Origin of the sequence: Candidatus Poriferisodalis sp., from assembly GCF_965214215.1 — a bacterium.
In the GTDB taxonomy this organism is placed as follows: Bacteria; Actinomycetota; Acidimicrobiia; order Acidimicrobiales; family Poriferisodalaceae; genus Poriferisodalis.
Genome location: NZ_CBDCBD010000003.1, coordinates 192,821 through 210,039, shown reverse-complemented (window position 1 = coordinate 210,039; position 17,219 = coordinate 192,821). Strand labels below are relative to the sequence as shown.

Here is a 17,219-nt window from a genome sequence, read left to right as displayed (position 1 = left end):
TGCTGTTGTCGCCCGCGGTTGCCAGCGCTTGTTCCCGATCGCGATGCAGTGGGGCTCACGGATCGGCCGGTCGTGGCCTCCGCGTGCGGGCGCGCCCGCACGCCGGTCAGGCCATGGCAGCCAGGATCGGGGCGAGACGCTCGAGCAGGTCGTCCACGTCGTCGCCCGCCTCGAGGCCGAGCAGGTTGGTCGTGAGGGCGATGCCGAGGTCGGCGTCAGGCGCGTAGGCCGCAATGGTGCGAAAGCCCGGCACGCCGCCTCCGTGTGTGTAAATCGTGAGACCCAAGACGGCATCGGTGGAGATGCCCAGGCCGTAATCGTTGCCAGGGTCGGGGTGACCGGATGTCATCACAGCGACCTGTTCCTCATTGAGGATGTCGGTGGCGAAGAGGCCGCGGATCATCAGTGCCACATCACCGATCTGAGCTTCGATGCCGCCGCCGGTCCATCCGGCGGAACGGGCGAAGGCGTCTGGGAAGGTGCTGATGTCTGCGAAAATCGCTCCGTTGTGGGTGATCTGGTTGTCGCTGCTGAGCCCGAGCAGGGGCCCCATCAGGTAGCCGAGCGTCCCGCCCACGTATCCGTTCGCCGTCGGGGAGGGCGGGAATTCCTCCGGCGTCAGGTAGACGTGCTCCAGGCCGAGCGGCTCGAACACGCGAGACCGCAATTCGGCGGCTGCGGCGTTGCCGGTGACCGCCTCGATGAGCAGGCCCGCTGCGACATAGCCGGTGGTGTTGTAGTGGAATTCGGTCCCGAGCTCTGACACAGGTCCGTACTCGGCGGCAAAGGCCAGGATCTCTTCCGGAGCGATCTGCTCATCCAGCCGAGGAGCGGCGAGTTGATAGAAGCGCGGGTCGAACGCGTACTCGACGAAGCCCGAGGTATGCCCGAGCAGGTCACGCACCGTGACTGCCGCAGCGTGCTCGTAGCCCGGTGCCCAGCCGTCGCCCAGGTACTGCGCAACCGGAGCGTCGAGTTCGATTGCACCTTCGGAGACGAGCTGCAGGACCACCGCAGCGGTGACTGACTTGGTGACCGAGCCGATGCGAACGTGATGATCGACGGTCATGGCCGTGCCGGTGGCGATATCGCTCAGTCCCCAGGCGAACGTCGTCGGCTCGGCACCGCCACGTGTGATGGCCAGCACGATGCCGGGGGCACCGGTGCGGTCCATCCAGTCGCCGATCTCGGCATCGAGCAGATCGAGCGGTTCGCCGTCTGGCTCGCCGCTGGGCTCAGCGTCTGCGTCCGATTTCTTGCCATCGTCGGCAGGCTCGTTGCCTGTCCCCGATTCGTTGCCGCCCCGGCCAGGGTCGGGATCCGCAGCGTCTCCTGTGCTCGGCGCGGCGGTCGTTGTCGTCGGTGCAGCGGTGGTGGCCGGCGCCGATGCTTCGGTTGCAGCGGGCGACACGGTGGTCGTGGCCGATGCTGCGGCGTTGGAGGGTGCTGGGGCTGCATCATCGGCACCGCTGCAGGCCGCCGCCAGCAGGCCGAGGCCTAGAAAGGCCGATGCGAGTCGCTTCATGCGGGCAGCGTAAGCGGCCGAGCCCAGAGGCGGCACCCGGGCGGTGGGAGACGGCAGGCGAGCCATTGGCCCTGCCGATGGGCAGACTGTGGCGCTGCTTGCGCCCGAGTTGGCGCGAGGGCCGCGACATTTGCGAGTATCTGCCGCGACATCTGCTTGAGCGGGCCATAGGGGGTCGATGTGAATCTCGGAATGTTGCTCTTCATGCCGGCGACGATCGCTGGCGAACAGGTCATCCTGATCGACACCTCGACGGAGGCCGGCGGAGGCGCCGCACGCGAGGTCACCTATCAGGAGCTGCTCGACAACGTGTCGCGCACCGCCGGAATGCTGACGATGCTCGGCGTCGGCGTCGGCGACCGTGTCGGCATCTTCGCTACCAACAGCGTGGAGTGCGTCGAGGCCATCTTCGGCGGCGCGTTCGTCGGCGCCACGGTCGTGCCGATGAACTTCCGCGCCGGCGCGGAGGAAACTGCCCATCTGTTGAGCGACAGCGGCATCAGCGTGCTGTTCACCGAGTCTCGCTACAGCGACCTGATCTCCGACAGCAAGCCTGACGACCTCGCACACGTGCTGGTGCTCGACGACCCGTCCTCGTATGCCGCTGCCCGCGACGAGGCGTTCGAGCTGCCGGTGCCTGAGGATGTGGACCCTGACGGGCTGTGCTCGCTGTTGTACACGAGCGGCACCACGGCCATGCCCAAGGGCGTCAAGCTGACCAACGGCGCCATCACGGGCTATGTCATGGGCGCAAACGACGCCGCCACCGGCGAGGACATGGGCCGCATGGCGGTCGCAGCGCCGCTGTATCACATCGCCGGGCTGACCTCGATGCTGAATGCGCTCTACAGCGGGCGAGTGGTCGTGCTGCTGCCGCAGTTCGAGGCGTCGTCGTGGATCGACTGCGTGCAGGCGCACGCGGTGACGCACGCCTTCTTGGTGCCGACCATGCTCGCCCGGGTGCTCGAAGCACCCAACTTCAGCCATGAAGCGTTCCGCGGACTCGAAGCAGTCACCTACGGAGCAGCACCGATGCCGCCGTCGGTCATCCGCCGGGCCATCGACATGTTCCCGCCGAATGTGGCGTTCGCGGGCGCCTACGGACAGACCGAGACGACATCGACCGTTGCCGTTCTCGATCCCGACGACCATCGCATCGAAGGAACCGACGAGGAGAAGGAACGCAAGCTGCACCGGCTCTCCTCAGTGGGCCAGGTGCTCGAGGACGTGCAGGTCCGCGTCGTCGATGCCGACAGCGGCGAGGTCGTGGCACCCGGCGTGATCGGCGAGGTGCAGCTACAGACCTTCCGCGCCATGGACGGCTACTGGGGCAACGAGGAAAAGACCCGCGTCACCATCGACGACGAGGGCTGGGTGCACACCGGCGACCTCGGCTACCTCGACGATGACGACTACCTGTTCCTGGCCGGTCGCACCGGCGACATGATCATCCGGGGCGGCGAGAATGTGCTTCCCGATGAAGTGGAGGGTGTGTTGTATGACCACCCGTCGGTGCTCGAAGCAGCGGTGGTGGGTCTGCCCAGCGAGGAATGGGGCGAACGCGTGGCCGCAGCGGCCGTCGTGCGCCCCGGCAGCGGCACAACGGGCGACGATCTGGTTGCCCATGCGCGTGAACGCCTCGCGCCGTTCAAGCGTCCCGAGTTCGTGCACCTGATGGACGAGCTGCCGCGGACATCCACCGGCAAGCTGCTGCGTCGCGACCTCATCCCCATGCTCGAGGAGCTGGGCGTCTGAGGCAGAGTTCGGGGCTCGGCGTGTCGTCGCTGGGCCCACACGGATCGTGAGCGCCGAGACCACGCCGGGGTATCGGGACGATCACCTGCATCTGCTGGCGTGCGCGGCGGCGCGCAGGTCGGTTGATGTCCAGGCCGCGACGTCGGTGCGGGAGCTACTGGACCTCATCGGGCACGCCGCAGGCGGTCCTCTTGGGTCGGCGCCGCCGCAGGACCGTCACGACGTCGCCGCACGCGACCGGGGCGAATCGCGTGGATGGCTTCGAGCCTGGGGCTACGACGATGTGCTGCTCGCTGAGCGTCGCCATCCGACCATTGTCGAGCTGGATGCCGTGACCGTGGGCCGCCCGACCGTGTTGCACCACATCACCGGTCATGTGGCCGTGGCGAACACCGCTGCGGGCCGGGCACTCGGTCTCGGGGCGGGCGAGGTGCTCATCGAGCGCCACGACGTGCTCGCAGGGGTGCCTCGTCCTGAGCGCGCCGAGATCGTGTCGGGAGTCGCTGCCGTGCTCGGCGACTTGGCTGCCGCAGGCATCATCGCCTGCACCGACGCCACCCACACGAACGACCTTGATGCGCTGGAATTGCTGGCTGATGCGGTCGCTGCGGCGCCAGCGGTGTCGGTTACGGCGATGGTGGGAGCGGACCGGCTCGACTCGCTGGGAGGCCTCCGGTTCGGCGAGGTAGTCCTGTCCCCGGAGACCGCGGCCGATGAGGTGTGTGGGGCGTCGTTGGTGCCGCCGTCGGGATCGTCGGTGCTGTTTGCGGGCGCCACAGCCGATGACGTGGGGGTGCGGATCGGGCACGCGAAGGTCATGCCGCCGCACGACGACGACAGCGCTATCGCCGACCTAGTCGCGGAGGCGCGGGCGCACGGATTTCCGGTCGCGATCCACGCAATGGACATCGACACGCTGCAAGCGGCTCTTGACGCGCTCGAAGCTCATCCGCCCCCGCCGGCTGAGGCGGATGCGAGCAAGCCAAGCGCTGTTGAACCCGCCGGCCCTGAGCTTGACCGCACCGGGCCTGGCCGCACGGAGTCCGACCGCATTGAACACTGTGCGTTGGCGTTGCCGGAGCAGCTCGATCGGATCGCCCGCCTCGGCCTCACGGTGGTAACCCAGCCCAGCTTCGTCACCCGCCGCGCACAGAAATACCGGGAACAGCTCTCACCAACCGAGCAGGCATGGCTCTGGCCGCTGGCGAGCCTTCTGCGCCGCGGCATCCGCGTCACGCTGTCGTCGGACGCACCGACGGTTCCCTCCGATCCTGCCGAGTGGATGGAAGCGGCCGCCTTTCGGGACCTCGCTCCCGCTGAGCGCATCGACCCCGAGCGCGCTCGTGAGCTCTGTCTCTATGACCGCTGAGTACCCTGCCGCATCGCCGCTGTGCCGGCATGGCACAGCCAACACTTCGTGAGCAGGGGAGCAGCGATGGCCGGGCCGATGGAGGGCATCCGCGTCGTCGAGTTGGGCGTGTGGATCGCTGGACCAGCCTGTGGCGGGATCTTGGCTGACTGGGGTGCCGATGTCGTCAAGGTGGAAACGCCCGACGGGGACCCCTTCCGGTCGCTGGACTGGTTGTACCAGGGCGACGGCAACCCACCGTTCGACCTCGACAACCGCGGCAAGCGCAGCATCGCCTTGGACTTGCGGCAGCCGGAGGGGCTCGCCGCCCTGCATGGGATGCTGGCCGATGCCGATGTCTTCCTGTCGAACATCCGGCCCGGCGGGCTTGAGCGCATGGGCCTCGACTACCCGTCGCTCGCCGAGCGCTACCCACGCCTGATCTACGCGAGCGTGACGGGCCTCTCGCTGCGAGGCGACGAGCGGGATCGCCACACCTATGACGTCGGCGCGTTCTGGTCTCGATCAGGGATCGTGCGGTCATTGACCCCCGGGGATGCCGACCTGCCGTACCAGCGCGGCGGCATGGGCGACCACATGACCGGCCTGGCGGCAGCCGGAGGGGTTGCGGCCGCCCTGTTCCATCGCACAAGTACCGGCCGAGGCCAGCTTGTGGAGTCGTCGCTGATGCGCCTGGGGACGTACATGCTGGGCTGGGACCACAACGTCACCGCCATGACGGGCGCTGAGACCGAGGCTTGGGGTCGTGGCAGACCACCCAACCCGCTCATCAACTGCTACCGATGCGCCGACGGCGAGTGGCTCTGGATGCTGGGTCTCGAAGGCGACCGGCATTGGCCCAGCGTCGTGAGCGCGCTGGATCGCCCCGAGTGGCATGACGATCCCCGCTATGGCGACATCGAGCTGCGCCTGGCGAACGCGAAGGCCCTCACCGCAGACATGGACGCCGTCATGGCCACTAGGACGCGCGCCGAGTGGGGCGAGATCTTCGACGCGAGCAATGTCTGGTGGTCTCCGGTGCAGTCCACCTTGGAGTTCCGGTCAGACCCGCAGGCGCGCGCTGCGGGCTGCTGGGTGGAGGTGCCGACGCCTGACGGCGGCGCAATCGAGATGGTCGCGACACCGGTCGATTTCTCCGAGAGCGCGTGGGCCCCGAGCGGACCACCGCCAGAACTCGGTCAGCACACCGAGCTGATCCTGCTCGAGCACGGCTACGACTGGGACGACATCGAGAAACTGAAGCAAGCAGGGGTGATCCCCTGACGAGACTCCCGCTGATTGCGTTGACTTGTGGCAGGCGAGTCACGGCGCGGGAATCAATGTGGCGGTTCCGATTCTCCCTGACGCCACAAGCGGGCAGCTGATATCGGGACGGGATGTCTTTCCGTAGAATCCGTCGAACACGACACGGCTACCTTCAGCCATTGGGCCGACTTGGTTCACCCACAGAGCGCGTGCGATCGGGTCGTACCGGGTACGGTTGTAGCCGAGCCTGAGGAGATAAACCGGCTGTGAGTCTTCATCCAGTGTGCGATCCATGTCTTCGCCGTAGTTGAAGATAAGAGCGGCGGAAACCCTTTTCGCGCTGCGCGTGGGTTCGCTCTGGACCACAGCCTCACCATGTTGGAGGGCAAGCGAATGCACATACGCGCACGCTCCGTCAAATGCGAGTATGCCGGTGCCCTTGACGTTTGGCAGCGCGCGCATACCGTCTGACTCGTCACCGTGGAACGTTCCGTCGGGTTCGACATATTGCATTCTGGCGAGATTGCGCGTGAACGCCGGCTCGGCAGCCGATGTCGGGACGGGTTGTTCTAGTGGCTCGTTGGTGGCGGTGCAGGCCGAAATTGCGAACAGCGAAGCGGCGAATGCGGTAGCGATGCGGAACAAGCAGTGACCGTGACCTGTCAAGCGGGCACGTCTCGCCGCCATGGGAGCAATCTGATCAGACACAGGGCTGCTCTTCTCCGGCCCCGGGCACCCAGCCGGAGATTCCGTGACCGTCCCCTCGGCACAGAATCTCTGGCAGGCCTGGAACCAAAGATCCACTGATCCGCCCGCGGTTCGCCAACGGGCACATATCGAACGGGCGGATTGACTCGTCCTCTCGTCCGGCGACCGTCGCTTTATCGCCATTCGCGATTGGTCCGCCCCGCTCAACCCATAACGACCGAGTCTGCGAATCGTAGCGAGTCATGGTGTACGGCAGCGCGAGGAGATAGGTATGGATCGCCCCGGAGCCGTCCCTGTGGAAACCGCCGTCTCCCCAGTTCTCAAGCTGGTGAATATAGAGGCAAGGGCCGTCGATCTCTACAATGCCCTGCACGACGGAGTCTGCTATGTCGTGCCCTTGTGGCCTCGTGCCGGGAGCGAGCAGTTCGAACGCCTTGCTAGGTGGAGTGTAGTACATCTCAACAAAATTCGCGAACGGAATTGTTGTAGTCGTCGTGGCCCTCGGTGGCGACGCGGTCAGCGTATCGTCAGATGCACAGGCCGAAGCGGTGACGAGTGCGGCGACAGCCAGTGTCAAGCCCAGCGCAATCGCCGAACGGTATCGCCACGTCGTTGTTCGCATCGAACGCATCGACGGACCTCGTGGCTAGCCGAGGAACCGCACCGTCATTCGGTGCAGGATATCGACGCCCAAGAACTGCTCTACCTCGCCCACCGATGAGAAACTCGCGTAAACACCAGTCTTATTGCAGTCGTTTCCGCTGTTGCTGCCTCGGTGGATGCCGTAAGCGATTGATCCCCGGTACCAAGGTCCACCGCTATCGCCGCTGCACGCCTTCAGCGAAGCACCGTGTACACGCACGAAGACTGCGTTGCGGGTTAGCGGCACATCACTTGAACTTGTGCAGGGCGGCCGATTGTTCGCCCACCGACGGGACGTCAGTGTCAGCAGCGCTGACGGCGGTCGGCGCGAGCGCCGTTGCCGAGACCGCCAAGACCGCTAGTACGGCGACGAGGCGCAGCGGGCCTGCGCGGCATCGCCGGTTTCGTGATGTGAGCATGAGAGTTCCTTTCGGTTCTTGGGCGCGTTGATGACCGGACTCGACTGGGCGTGTCCGGTCCTGCGCCTTGCCCGTGACGGGCACGAGGGGCGACTCGCTTTGGTGCTGGCCTTCGGAAGAGAGAACCAACGGAGCGCATCGCCGCCTCCGAAAATGACCGTACACCCATTTCTGAGCGCCTCGGAACCCTGCTGTCGAAAACCACGGCGGTGCGGCCATGGGTCGAAACTGCTGCTGGACGTGAGATAGCTTCGATCCGCCGTGTCGCCGTGCGTGCAGAGTTCAACGACGCGGTCGACCGGGATGGAGCGGCGGGGAGGGAGAGCGGATGATTGAGCCCGTCAGCGCCCGAGTGCTGACCCCTGAGTGGGCGCCGGCGGTGATTCCCGCGCCGTATGACTCGCTGACGCCCGCCGAGCACGCTCAGCATCTCGCGGACAATCCCGACTCCTTCGCCCACGTCGCCGGATTGCCGGCGGACAGCTTCGGCCACCCCAGCGAGCACCGCCAGCACGCTACGCGCAGCACCCAGGCCCTCGACCGGCTCATCGGACTGGGGGCATTCGGCGACACTCGGGAACCGCGCCTGTACGTGCAGCGCGTCGAGGCAGACGGGCATGCCCAACATGCTTTGCTGGGCGGGGTCCGACTCGCATCGCACGAGCTGCGTCCCCACGAGGACACCCAGCCCGGCCGTGTCCACGGCCTGGCAGTGCATTTCACCGAGGTCGGCCGCATGTCGAGCCCGGTGGTGGTCACCGCGCCGAGGCTGTCGGTGGTCTCCGAAGTCATCGAGGCGACACTCGACGCGGCGGTGTCCACCACACCACCCGAACCGCTGCTCGACACCAAGACCGCCGACGGCGCGCGGGTGACACTGTGGCCCGCCCTCGTTCCGGGCGGCGAGGGCGCAAGCGTCGGTCTCGATGGCCCGCTGTACATCGTGGACGGGCACCACCGCGTCGCCGCTGCTCGGCAAGCGGGCTTCTCCCATGTGCTTGTGGCATGCGCTCCCACCGACGAACTTCACCTGGGCAGCTTCGACCGGGAGCTGAGCGAACTCGACATGATGCCTAGGCGCGTCGTGGAGCTGATGAGACGCCGCTGCGACATCACCGAGGTGCCCGACGCTGCTGCGGCGCGACCTGCCGAACCCGGTTGGATCGGCATGGGCGTGGCCGACCATTGGTTCAGGATGCGCCGTCTTGACACGGTGCCATCCGAGGATGCCTCACCGATCCTCAACCCGGCGACCCTCCTCGATGCCGCATTCGTGCACGACTTCGTTCTCGGCGAAATCTTCGGCGTGACGAGTGTCTCCGATCCCAGAGTCAGCTTTCGCCCCACGACCGTCGCCGCCGTCGGGGGACCCGTCACGATCATGCTCGCACCAGTGCCTCTCGGCTCGGTGTTCGAGGTTGCTGATTACGGTGGCGTGATGCCGCCCAAGACCACCTATTTCCTGCCGAAGGCTCGCTCCGGATTGCTGCTGGTCCGTTGCTGACCTGCTGTTGATTGGCGCCCCAGCCATGCTGATTGCCCAGCCATGCTGATTGCGCTCACCGGTGGCGCCCGCAGCGGGAAGTCCACCGCAGCGTTGAGTGCAGCGACATCTATGGAAGCACCGGTGACGTTCATCGCCACGGCCGAAGCCGGCGATGCCGAGATGGCCGCACGCATCGAACGACACCGAACCGACCGGCCTTCGGATTGGACGACGATCGAGGCCCCGATCCGCTTGGCCGCGGCCGTCCGCAGCGTCGATGCCGGGGTGACGATTGTCATTGATTGCCTGTCTATGTGGGTCTCGAACCGGATGTTGGCCCAGGGCAGCGGTGCTCCCCTGGGCCAGCGTCAGGGTCAAGCGGCAGCAAGCGGCGGCGAACAGCACAGTGCCGAGTTCGTTCGCTCCATGGTGAAAGAGGTCGGCGATCTGGGCGTGCGTTTGCGTGAGCGCAGCGGCATGGCCATCGTCGTCACCAACGAGGTCGGCTCGGGGATCGTTCCGGCCAATCCGCTCGGGCGGGCGTACAGGGATGTGCTCGGATCGGTGAACCAGGCCATCTTCGCGTCGGCGAACCACGCCTACCTGGTGGTGGCGGGCCGCCTGCTGGAACTGCAGGACCCCAGCGATGGCCTCTGAGACTGCTCCGCGGGCTCAGAGGCTGAGCCGAATGGCGAAGCCGTGGCCCGATCGGCCCGTGAGCGCAGCGAACAGGAGCGGGAAGTAATGGCGGAGCGACGCAGAGGCGACCTAACCAGCGCGCCTTCTGACTGCGTTCGGTCGCCCGCACCCCAGACCAGCGGTTCCGGCGACCTGCTGGAACGGATGCTTGACGATCTGCCGGGTCCCGACGAGGCCGCTCGACGGGCGGTGGCTGAGCGAGCGTCGCAGGTGCTGCGCCCTGCTGGGGCGTTCGAGCGGCTCGATCGCGTTGCTGAGTGGCTTGCCGGTTGGCAGCACACAGCCGAGCCCAGCGTCGGGCGACCGGTGGTGCTCGTCTTCGCGGCCGATCATGGAGTCGTCGTCGAAGGCGTGAGCGCGTATCCCGCCGACGTGACTGCCGCGATGGTGTCAGCGATCGAAGGCGACGTCGCCACGGTGACCGCCGTCGCCCGCCAGGTGGGGGCAGTCGTGCGATGCATCGACGTCGGCGTCGGCGCACCGACCCGAAACATCCGCACGCACGATGCGATGAGTACCGACGAGTTTGACGCAGCGGTCAAAGCCGGCGCGCACGCTGTTGAGCGTGCTGTCGAGTCTGATGGGGCCGACCTGTTGGTGCTGGGCGAACTCGGCATCGGCAACACCACTGCTGCCGCGGCCGTGTGCGGAGCACTCTTCGGCACAGGCGCTCGCGTCGTCGAGACCGACGGAACCGGCCCTCGCGTCACGCCCGCGCCGGCGGAGTCGCCCCACGGCTCGCCATCGGAGCCGGCGATGGCCGCGGCATCGATGTGGACGGGTCCAGGTACCGGCGTTCGCGGCGAATCACTGGAGCACAAGACCGCAGTGGTGGCCGAGGCATTGGAGCGTGTCGGCAACGTCTCGCCGCCCGAAGCGCTGCGACGGCTTGGCGGTCGGGAGTTGGCGGCGATCGCAGGCGCGGTGGCGGCGGCGCGGCACCGGTCGATGCCCGTGGTACTCGACGGGTTCATCGGAACGGCTGCCGCAGCGCCGCTGGTGCTGGCTTCGCCGGGTGGCCTCGACCACTGCATCGCCGGGCATTGTTCAGCCGAGCCCGGCCATCGCGAGCTGCTGAACAGGCTCGGTCTCGAACCGCTCGTGCATCTGGACCTGCGGTTAGGAGAAGGGACCGGCGCACTCATAGCGGTGCCCCTCGTGCGGATCGCAGCGGCGGCCGTAACCGACGTCGCCACCTTCGCCGAGTGGGGCATGGCGTGAGCTTGCGATTTGCGTGGGCCTTTCTGACCCGGCTTCCGGGAGGCGCGCACCCGACCACTGAGCGCGACCTGGGGCGCAGCGTGCCATGGTTCCCGTTCGTCGGAGCAATCGTGGGCGCCGCGAGCGGGGGCCTGTTCTGGGCCGTCTGGCTGCCGCTCGGGGCTCCGCTCGCGGCGATCCTGGCCGTCGCCACCGGGTCAGTCATCACCGGTGCGTTTCACGAGGACGGCTTGGCCGACACCGCAGACGCGCTCGGCGGCACCACACCCACCCAGCGTCGCGAGATCATGAAGGACCCCCGCCTGGGAACCTTCGGGACGCTGGCGCTGGTGCTGGGGACGCTGGTGCAGGTCTTCGCCGTCATGCCGCTGGCATCACGCGACGCCGTGATCGCCTTGGTCCTCGCTCATGGCGTCGGCAGAGCGTTCGCTGTTGCGGCAATGGCCACGGTGCCGGCTGTCGCTGGCTCGGGTCTCGGCCACTCCTACGCCGCACATCTTCGGGGCGTGCCGTGCGCACTGTCTCTGCTTGCCAGCTACGGCGTTGCGTTTGCGCTCGGACCCGTGGGCGTGTTCGCCGTCGGTGCGGCAACCGGCGGTGCCGCGGTGGTCAGTCTGATCGCCTACCGCCGATTCGGCGGGCTGACCGGCGACGCCGTGGGCGCGATTGCCCAAATCAGCCAGATGGCTGCGCTGGTAGCGGTGTCGCGACTCCTCGATGACTTCGGCTGGTTCTGGACCTAAAGTCCTGGCCGAACACCTCGCCCTCCAGTTCAAATGAGCCGAATGCGGATGCGCAAGCCGACCGAGTCATCAGCAGACGACAAGACGAATCGCGACGGTTTCGCGGCGATGGCGATTCTCGCGTTGTCCATTGCGTTCATCGTCTCGATCATTGTGTTCGCAATCGCCTGAGACTGCTCACGGTCCGCTGTCGGCATCGCCGGCATGCCTCGACGGTCGCAGCGAGCCGCCTGCGCAGGCACTAGAAATTGTTGCGCTCCGAGCCCGGAGAGGCAGGCGACGGCCGCATGGGCGTGCCTTCAGGCCTGCCGCGTCCCTAGGGAGGGGAACTACATGAGAACCGGTGAACACGTGATGCCGCGACGAACGAAACGGCGCCGTTGGCGCGTGACTGCGGCACTTCTCGCCGTCTTCGCGCTGACCGCTGCTGCATGCGGCGGCGATGACGACGATGACGACGGCGCGAGTGCGACCGAAGCCGCACCCGAGACCACCGAGGCGGCCGCTCCCGAGACCACGCAAGCGCCGGCGCCCGCGGATACGGCCCCGAGCGGCGAGCCCATCAAGGTCATGACGGTCACCACCCTCAACGCAGCGGGTCCGACTTACCACAACATCGCCAACACCGCCCACGCATACGCCGACTACATAAACGCCCGAGGCGGCATCGGCGGCCGGCCGCTGGAGGTCACGGTCTGCGACGAGATGTTCGACCCCGCCGTGGCGGCGTCGTGCGCCCGTGAGGCTGTCGAGGAGAACATGGTGGCCGTCGTCGGCTCGTTCACGTTCTTCGCAGAGAGCATCGTGCCAGTGATCGCCGAGTCCGACATCACCTGGTTCGGCCCGTGCTGCCCGATCACGCCGTCTGAGTTGACCAGCCCGCATTCGTTCCCCATCGGCAACCAGCCGATGTACGCCGTCGGCATCGTCAAGCGAGCAGTGGAGGACGGCTGCCGCTCGATCAACGCCGTGATCATCGACGGTGCCCAGATCTTCATCTCGCCGATGGAGAATGCGATTGCAGCCCTTGGCCAGAGCTTCGGGGACATCATCATCCTGCCGCCGACGGCGCAGGACTACTCCTCGGAGGTCGCCCAGGCGACGACCGACGCCGATTGCGTGATCGGCATCGTGTCCGAGACGCCGTACATCACGTGGAACACTGCGTGGACCCAGTCGGGCACCGATGCTCGCCAGTACGGCCCGCAGGGCAACCTGAACGAGATCTCCGCTGCCGGCAACGAGGAGTCGACTGACGGCGACATCATCGGCGGCATGTACCCCGACATCTCCACCGCGCCGTGGGACGAGTACCGGCTGGCCCTCGACGAAGGCGGCTGGGACACGACCGAGCACGACTACAACAGCCTGGGCGGCATGGGTACGTGGGCGGCGTACGCAGCATTCGCACAGATCGCTGAGACCATCGACGGCGAGATCAACGCGAGTTCGTTCTTCGAGGCTGCTTCGGGCACCGACCACCTCGATCTGGGCGGCATGGTGCCGGTCTTGGACTTCACCCAGGAATGGACGGATGGCCTCGAGGGCTACCAGCGACTGTTCAACCGCAGCGTCGTGTTCAGCGTGCTGCAGGACGGCAAGGTCGTGCCGCTGACCACCGAGTTCGAAGACGTCGGCGATCTCGCCACCGGCAACGCCGGCTGACCGACTTCTGAGTTCAGACGCCTCGTGCTGGGGTGGTTCGGGTGAGTGATCGCCCGCCACCCCCGCACCGGGGCGAGCCGGCCGAGCGCTGTTGCGACGGGGGGATCATTGGACGAGATCATTCGGTTCGGCCTCTTGGGCCTCGGTGTCGGCGCCTTGTACGCCCTGGCCTCGCAGGGCCTGATCGTCGTCTACCGCGGGACCGGGGTGCTGAACTTCTCCCTCGGCGCCACGGCGATCGCGGGTGTGTTCCTGCAGTGGGAGCTGCAGAACAAGGCCGGCTGGCCCTTCTTGCTTGCCGCGCTCACGGGAGTCGCGCTCTCAGCGCTGCTCGGTGCTTTGACGCACTGGGTGGTCATGCGGCCGCTGCGGCGCGCCAGTTCGCTGATCCGCGTCATCGCGACCCTCGGGGTGCTCATCTTGATCCAGGCCGGCGTCGTCATCCGGTACGGCTCGAATGCCCGTCAGGTGGACAGCTGGCTGCCGACCAACCGAGTGACGCTGTGGGGCGAGGTTGCGATCACCGTCGACCGGCTGATCCTGTTCGGAGTGGCATGGGTGTTTGCCGTGATGCTGTGGTCGATGTATCGACGGAGTCACTTCGGCCTCGCCACCGAAGCAGTGTCGGAGAGCGAGCGAGCCGCATCGGCCATCGGCTTGTCGCCGAACACGATCGCCATCCAGAACTGGGCGCTGGGCTCGGCCATCGCTGCTGTCGCAGGCATCTTGGTGGTGCCCATCATCACGTTGCAGGTCACTGCCATGACATCGCTGGTGCTCGCAGCCCTGGCCGCGGCGCTGGTCGGCGACTTCCGGTCGTTCCCCATCGCCACCGCCGCCGGCCTGGCGTTGGGCATCGGCCAGACACTTGTGGGCCGCTTCGTAGACCAGCAAGGGCTGGGGCAGTCGCTGCCCTTCCTGGTGATTGTTGCTGTGCTGGTGTTCAAGGGCCGGTCGCTGCCGCTTCGGGACTACTTCTTGCGCGAGCTGCCGATGATCGGCAACGGCCGCATGTCGTGGGACTGGACGATCTTCGGCATCGGCACGGTGGCGTTCCTGATGCTCACCAAGCAGGCCAAGTGGATCGACGCCCTCACCGTCACCATGGGCGTTTCGATCGTCCTGCTGTCCATCGTGGTGCTGACTGGCTATGCGGGCCAGCTGTCGTTGGCGCAGTACACCATCGCGGGGTTCGGCGCGTACGTGTCAGGTCGCCTCGTTGCGGTGTTCGACATCCCGTTCCTGTTGGCGCTGGTCGCCGGCGTGCTGGCCTCCGTGCCACTGGGATTCATCTTCGCCTTGCCGGCTGCACGAACCCGCGGCATCAACCTGGCAATTGTCACGTTGGGACTCGGCACCACGATCGAGCTGATGCTGTTTCGCAACCGCGAGTACACCGGCGGCGTGCAAGGCACTCAGGTCGGTAGTCCTGACCTGTTCGGCCTCGACATCGGCTCCATTCGCTACCCGGAGCGATACGGCCTCTTCGTGCTGGCAATGGCCCTGTTGGCGGTGTGGGTGGTATCGAACGTCCGTCGTGGGCGCAGCGGGCGGCGCCTGCTCGCCATTCGAACCAACGAGCGGGCCGCTACGGCGCTCGGCATCGACGTGCCCAAGGCGAAGCTGTTCGCCTTCTCGCTGAGCTCGGCAATTGCGGCGCTGGGCGGGATAGTGCTGGCGTTCCGGCTGACTTCGATCAGCTACACGTCGTTCACCAACCTCACCTCGATTCTGTTTGTGGGCCTGGCAATCGTGGGCGGCGTCGGACATCTGCTCGGTGCGTTCGTGGGCGCGACCATGGCGACCGCAGCGTTCAGCCAGGAAGTGCTCGAATCGACGTGGGATGGGGTGGGCCGCTGGACCCAGCTCATCAGCGGCATCGCCATTTTGCTCATGGTCCTCGGGTACAAGGACGGTGTCGCCGCCGAGTGGGTGAAGATTTTCCGGCTGGCGAAACGAGCCCGCAAGTGGGGCCGCTCATATTTCGTCGAGCTGGAAGACGTCTCCGATCCGAACGCCTCTGAGAGCGAACAGTCACCGGTTCCGGCTCGCGTACTGAGCATCGAAAACATGACGGTGCGCTACGGAGCCGTCGTAGCGGTCAACGATGTCAGCTTCAACCTCACTCCGGGCACCGTCACGGGGCTGATCGGCCCGAACGGCGCCGGCAAGACCTCGCTGATTGACGCCGTGTGCGGCTTCGCACCGGCGGAAGGTCGAGTGGCGCTCGACGGCGAGGACATCTCGCGTGTGTCGCCCTCCAAACGTGCCCGCCTCGGCATTGCTCGTTCGTTCCAGACGCTCGAGCTGTTCGAAGATGCGACGGTGTTCGAGAACATAAGCGTTGCCGCGGACCCTCAAGACATGCGGTCGTACTTGCGCGATCTGGTAGCGCCGTCGAACCCTCCGTTCCCGCCTGAGGTCGTGCGGGCGATCATCGAGTTCCAGCTCGACGGCGACTTGCACCGCGACGTGAAGGATCTCTCATACGGAAAGCACCGGCTGCTCGCTATTGCCCGTGCGGTTGCGATGCACCCGAGCGTGCTGTTGCTCGATGAGCCGGCCGCCGGCCTGAGCACCGCCGAGAGCGAAGAGCTGGCCGTGGTGGTTCGCCGCCTGGCCCAGGACTGGGGCATGGCGGTGCTGGTTGTCGAGCACGACATGAACTTCGTCAACGAGGTGTGCGACGAGGTGGTGGTGCTCGACTTCGGCAACAAGATCGCAGTCGGGAGCCCTGAGGCAATTCGGCTTGACCCAGCCGTCGTGGCCGCATACTTGGGAAGCGAGACCGACGAGCACGACAGCGAACCCGAGCCTCGGACGACGCAAGCTGCTGGAGGTGGCCTATGAGGCCGCTGCTGCAAACGCGAAGCCTCAAGTGCGGGTACCTCAACCGGGCGGTCGTCCAAGGAGTGAACCTGAAGGTGCACCAGGGCGAGGTGGTCTGCCTGCTCGGGCCGAATGGCGCCGGAAAGACCACCACGCTGCTGACCATCGCCGGTGAGCTGACGCCGGTCGACGGAATTGTGATGTTCGGCAACACGCCTACCTTCACGCCCATGTACCAACGCATCCGGCGAGGGGGAATCGGGCTGGTGACTGAGGAGCGCTTGGTGTTCACCAAGCTGTCGGCTCGGGACAATCTGCGAGTGGGCGGCGGTTCGGTGGAAGCTGCGCTGGAACTGTTCCCCGAACTCGAGCCTCGGCTGGGGGTGCGCGGCGGCATGCTCTCGGGCGGCGAGCAGCAGATGCTTGCGCTGGCACGGGCGCTCAGCCGTCAACCGTCGATTCTGCTTGCCGACGAGCTGTCGCTCGGGCTGGCGCCGATCATCGTCGACCGGCTGCTGGGAGCGGTCCGCAAGGTCGCCGACACGACGGGCACCGGCGCCTTGATCGTCGAGCAGCATGCTCGCAAAGCACTGGCTGTGTCTGATCGGATGTACCTGATGGCCCGCGGCCAGATCCTGCTGGAACTGCCGGCTGCCGATGCCCTCGGCCGCCTCGACGAAATCGAAGAGACGTACCTGAGTGGCACGTCTGAGACTGAGGAAGATCACATCGAGCGATTGCGGCGCAAGAATAAGAGAAAGGCTTGGAGGCGCCTGCGGGTGCGCGAGCGCGAGCTGAAACGGCTGTCCGGCAAGCTTGCCTCGACCCGTACCGCCGCCGAAGACGACTTCTATTTCGAACGCGAACGACAACGACGACACGCGGCGATGGTCCGTCGAAAGAGGTAACCACC

General features: G+C 66.5%; 15 protein-coding genes. 11 read left to right on the top strand and 4 right to left on the bottom strand.

Annotated elements, in window-relative coordinates; all coding sequences use genetic code 11:
- Positions 1–106 precede the first annotated feature (106 nt).
- A complete protein-coding gene (locus tag ACOOF5_RS03505; RefSeq protein ID WP_420436669.1) occupies positions 107–1,525 on the bottom strand; it encodes a serine hydrolase domain-containing protein in 1,419 nt (472 codons plus the stop codon).
- A 204-nt stretch (positions 1,526–1,729) separates the two neighbouring features.
- Here ACOOF5_RS03505 and ACOOF5_RS03500 point away from each other — a divergent pair, with 204 nt between their 5' ends.
- The 3 genes from ACOOF5_RS03500 to ACOOF5_RS03490 all read left to right on the top strand — a co-directional run bounded on the left by ACOOF5_RS03500 (position 1,730) and on the right by ACOOF5_RS03490 (position 5,912).
- On the top strand, positions 1,730–3,280 hold the full coding sequence (locus ACOOF5_RS03500; protein ID WP_420436667.1) for a class I adenylate-forming enzyme family protein: 1,551 nt from the start codon (positions 1,730–1,732) through the stop codon (positions 3,278–3,280).
- Between the two features lie 46 nt (positions 3,281–3,326).
- Positions 3,327–4,649 (top strand): amidohydrolase family protein, encoded by a 1,323-nt coding sequence (locus ACOOF5_RS03495; protein ID WP_420436665.1) that lies wholly within the window; start codon positions 3,327–3,329, stop codon positions 4,647–4,649.
- Positions 4,650–4,715: 66 nt separating this feature from the next.
- Positions 4,716–5,912: a CaiB/BaiF CoA transferase family protein gene (locus ACOOF5_RS03490; RefSeq protein WP_420440873.1), complete on the top strand. Its 1,197-nt coding sequence runs from the start codon at positions 4,716–4,718 to the stop codon at positions 5,910–5,912.
- 39 nt (positions 5,913–5,951) lie between these two features.
- Here ACOOF5_RS03490 and ACOOF5_RS03485 read toward each other — a convergent pair whose 3' ends face one another.
- The 3 genes from ACOOF5_RS03485 to ACOOF5_RS03475 form a co-directional block, all read right to left on the bottom strand.
- Positions 5,952–6,539, bottom strand: coding sequence for a hypothetical protein (locus ACOOF5_RS03485; protein WP_420436663.1), 588 nt, complete (start codon positions 6,537–6,539; stop codon positions 5,952–5,954).
- A 709-nt stretch (positions 6,540–7,248) separates the two neighbouring features.
- The gene (locus ACOOF5_RS03480) at positions 7,249–7,464 is read right to left on the bottom strand and encodes a trypsin-like serine protease (protein ID WP_420440871.1); all 216 of its coding nucleotides are present in this window, start codon (positions 7,462–7,464) and stop codon (positions 7,249–7,251) included.
- Positions 7,465–7,492: 28 nt separating this feature from the next.
- Entirely contained in the window at positions 7,493–7,663 is a 171-nt protein-coding gene (locus ACOOF5_RS03475; protein ID WP_420436661.1) for a hypothetical protein, read from the bottom strand.
- 328 nt (positions 7,664–7,991) lie between these two features.
- Between ACOOF5_RS03475 and ACOOF5_RS03470 the strand changes: the two genes are divergently transcribed.
- The 8 genes from ACOOF5_RS03470 to ACOOF5_RS03435 all read left to right on the top strand — a co-directional run bounded on the left by ACOOF5_RS03470 (position 7,992) and on the right by ACOOF5_RS03435 (position 17,214).
- On the top strand, positions 7,992–9,167 hold the full coding sequence (locus ACOOF5_RS03470; protein WP_420436659.1) for a DUF1015 family protein: 1,176 nt from the start codon (positions 7,992–7,994) through the stop codon (positions 9,165–9,167).
- 42 nt (positions 9,168–9,209) lie between these two features.
- The gene (gene cobU / locus ACOOF5_RS03465; RefSeq protein ID WP_420436657.1) at positions 9,210–9,806 is read left to right on the top strand and encodes a bifunctional adenosylcobinamide kinase/adenosylcobinamide-phosphate guanylyltransferase; all 597 of its coding nucleotides are present in this window, start codon (positions 9,210–9,212) and stop codon (positions 9,804–9,806) included.
- A 186-nt stretch (positions 9,807–9,992) separates the two neighbouring features.
- Complete coding sequence (locus ACOOF5_RS03460) at positions 9,993–11,069, top strand: nicotinate-nucleotide--dimethylbenzimidazole phosphoribosyltransferase (RefSeq protein ID WP_420436655.1); 1,077 nt, start codon at positions 9,993–9,995, stop codon at positions 11,067–11,069.
- Positions 11,066–11,812, top strand: coding sequence for an adenosylcobinamide-GDP ribazoletransferase (gene cobS, locus ACOOF5_RS03455; RefSeq protein WP_420436653.1), 747 nt, complete (start codon positions 11,066–11,068; stop codon positions 11,810–11,812). Before ACOOF5_RS03460 ends, cobS begins: the two co-directional genes overlap by 4 nt.
- A gap of 48 nt (positions 11,813–11,860) precedes the next feature.
- Positions 11,861–11,983 carry a hypothetical protein gene (locus ACOOF5_RS03450; RefSeq protein WP_420436651.1) on the top strand — a complete coding sequence of 41 codons (123 nt, stop codon included), beginning with the start codon at positions 11,861–11,863 and terminating at the stop codon, positions 11,981–11,983.
- A gap of 216 nt (positions 11,984–12,199) precedes the next feature.
- Positions 12,200–13,477: an ABC transporter substrate-binding protein gene (locus tag ACOOF5_RS03445; protein ID WP_420436649.1), complete on the top strand. Its 1,278-nt coding sequence runs from the start codon at positions 12,200–12,202 to the stop codon at positions 13,475–13,477.
- Between the two features lie 108 nt (positions 13,478–13,585).
- Positions 13,586–16,327 carry an ABC transporter permease subunit gene (locus ACOOF5_RS03440; protein WP_420436647.1) on the top strand — a complete coding sequence of 914 codons (2,742 nt, stop codon included), beginning with the start codon at positions 13,586–13,588 and terminating at the stop codon, positions 16,325–16,327.
- A complete protein-coding gene (locus tag ACOOF5_RS03435) occupies positions 16,324–17,214 on the top strand; it encodes an ABC transporter ATP-binding protein (RefSeq protein ID WP_420436645.1) in 891 nt (296 codons plus the stop codon). Before ACOOF5_RS03440 ends, ACOOF5_RS03435 begins: the two co-directional genes overlap by 4 nt.
- Positions 17,215–17,219 lie beyond the last annotated feature (5 nt).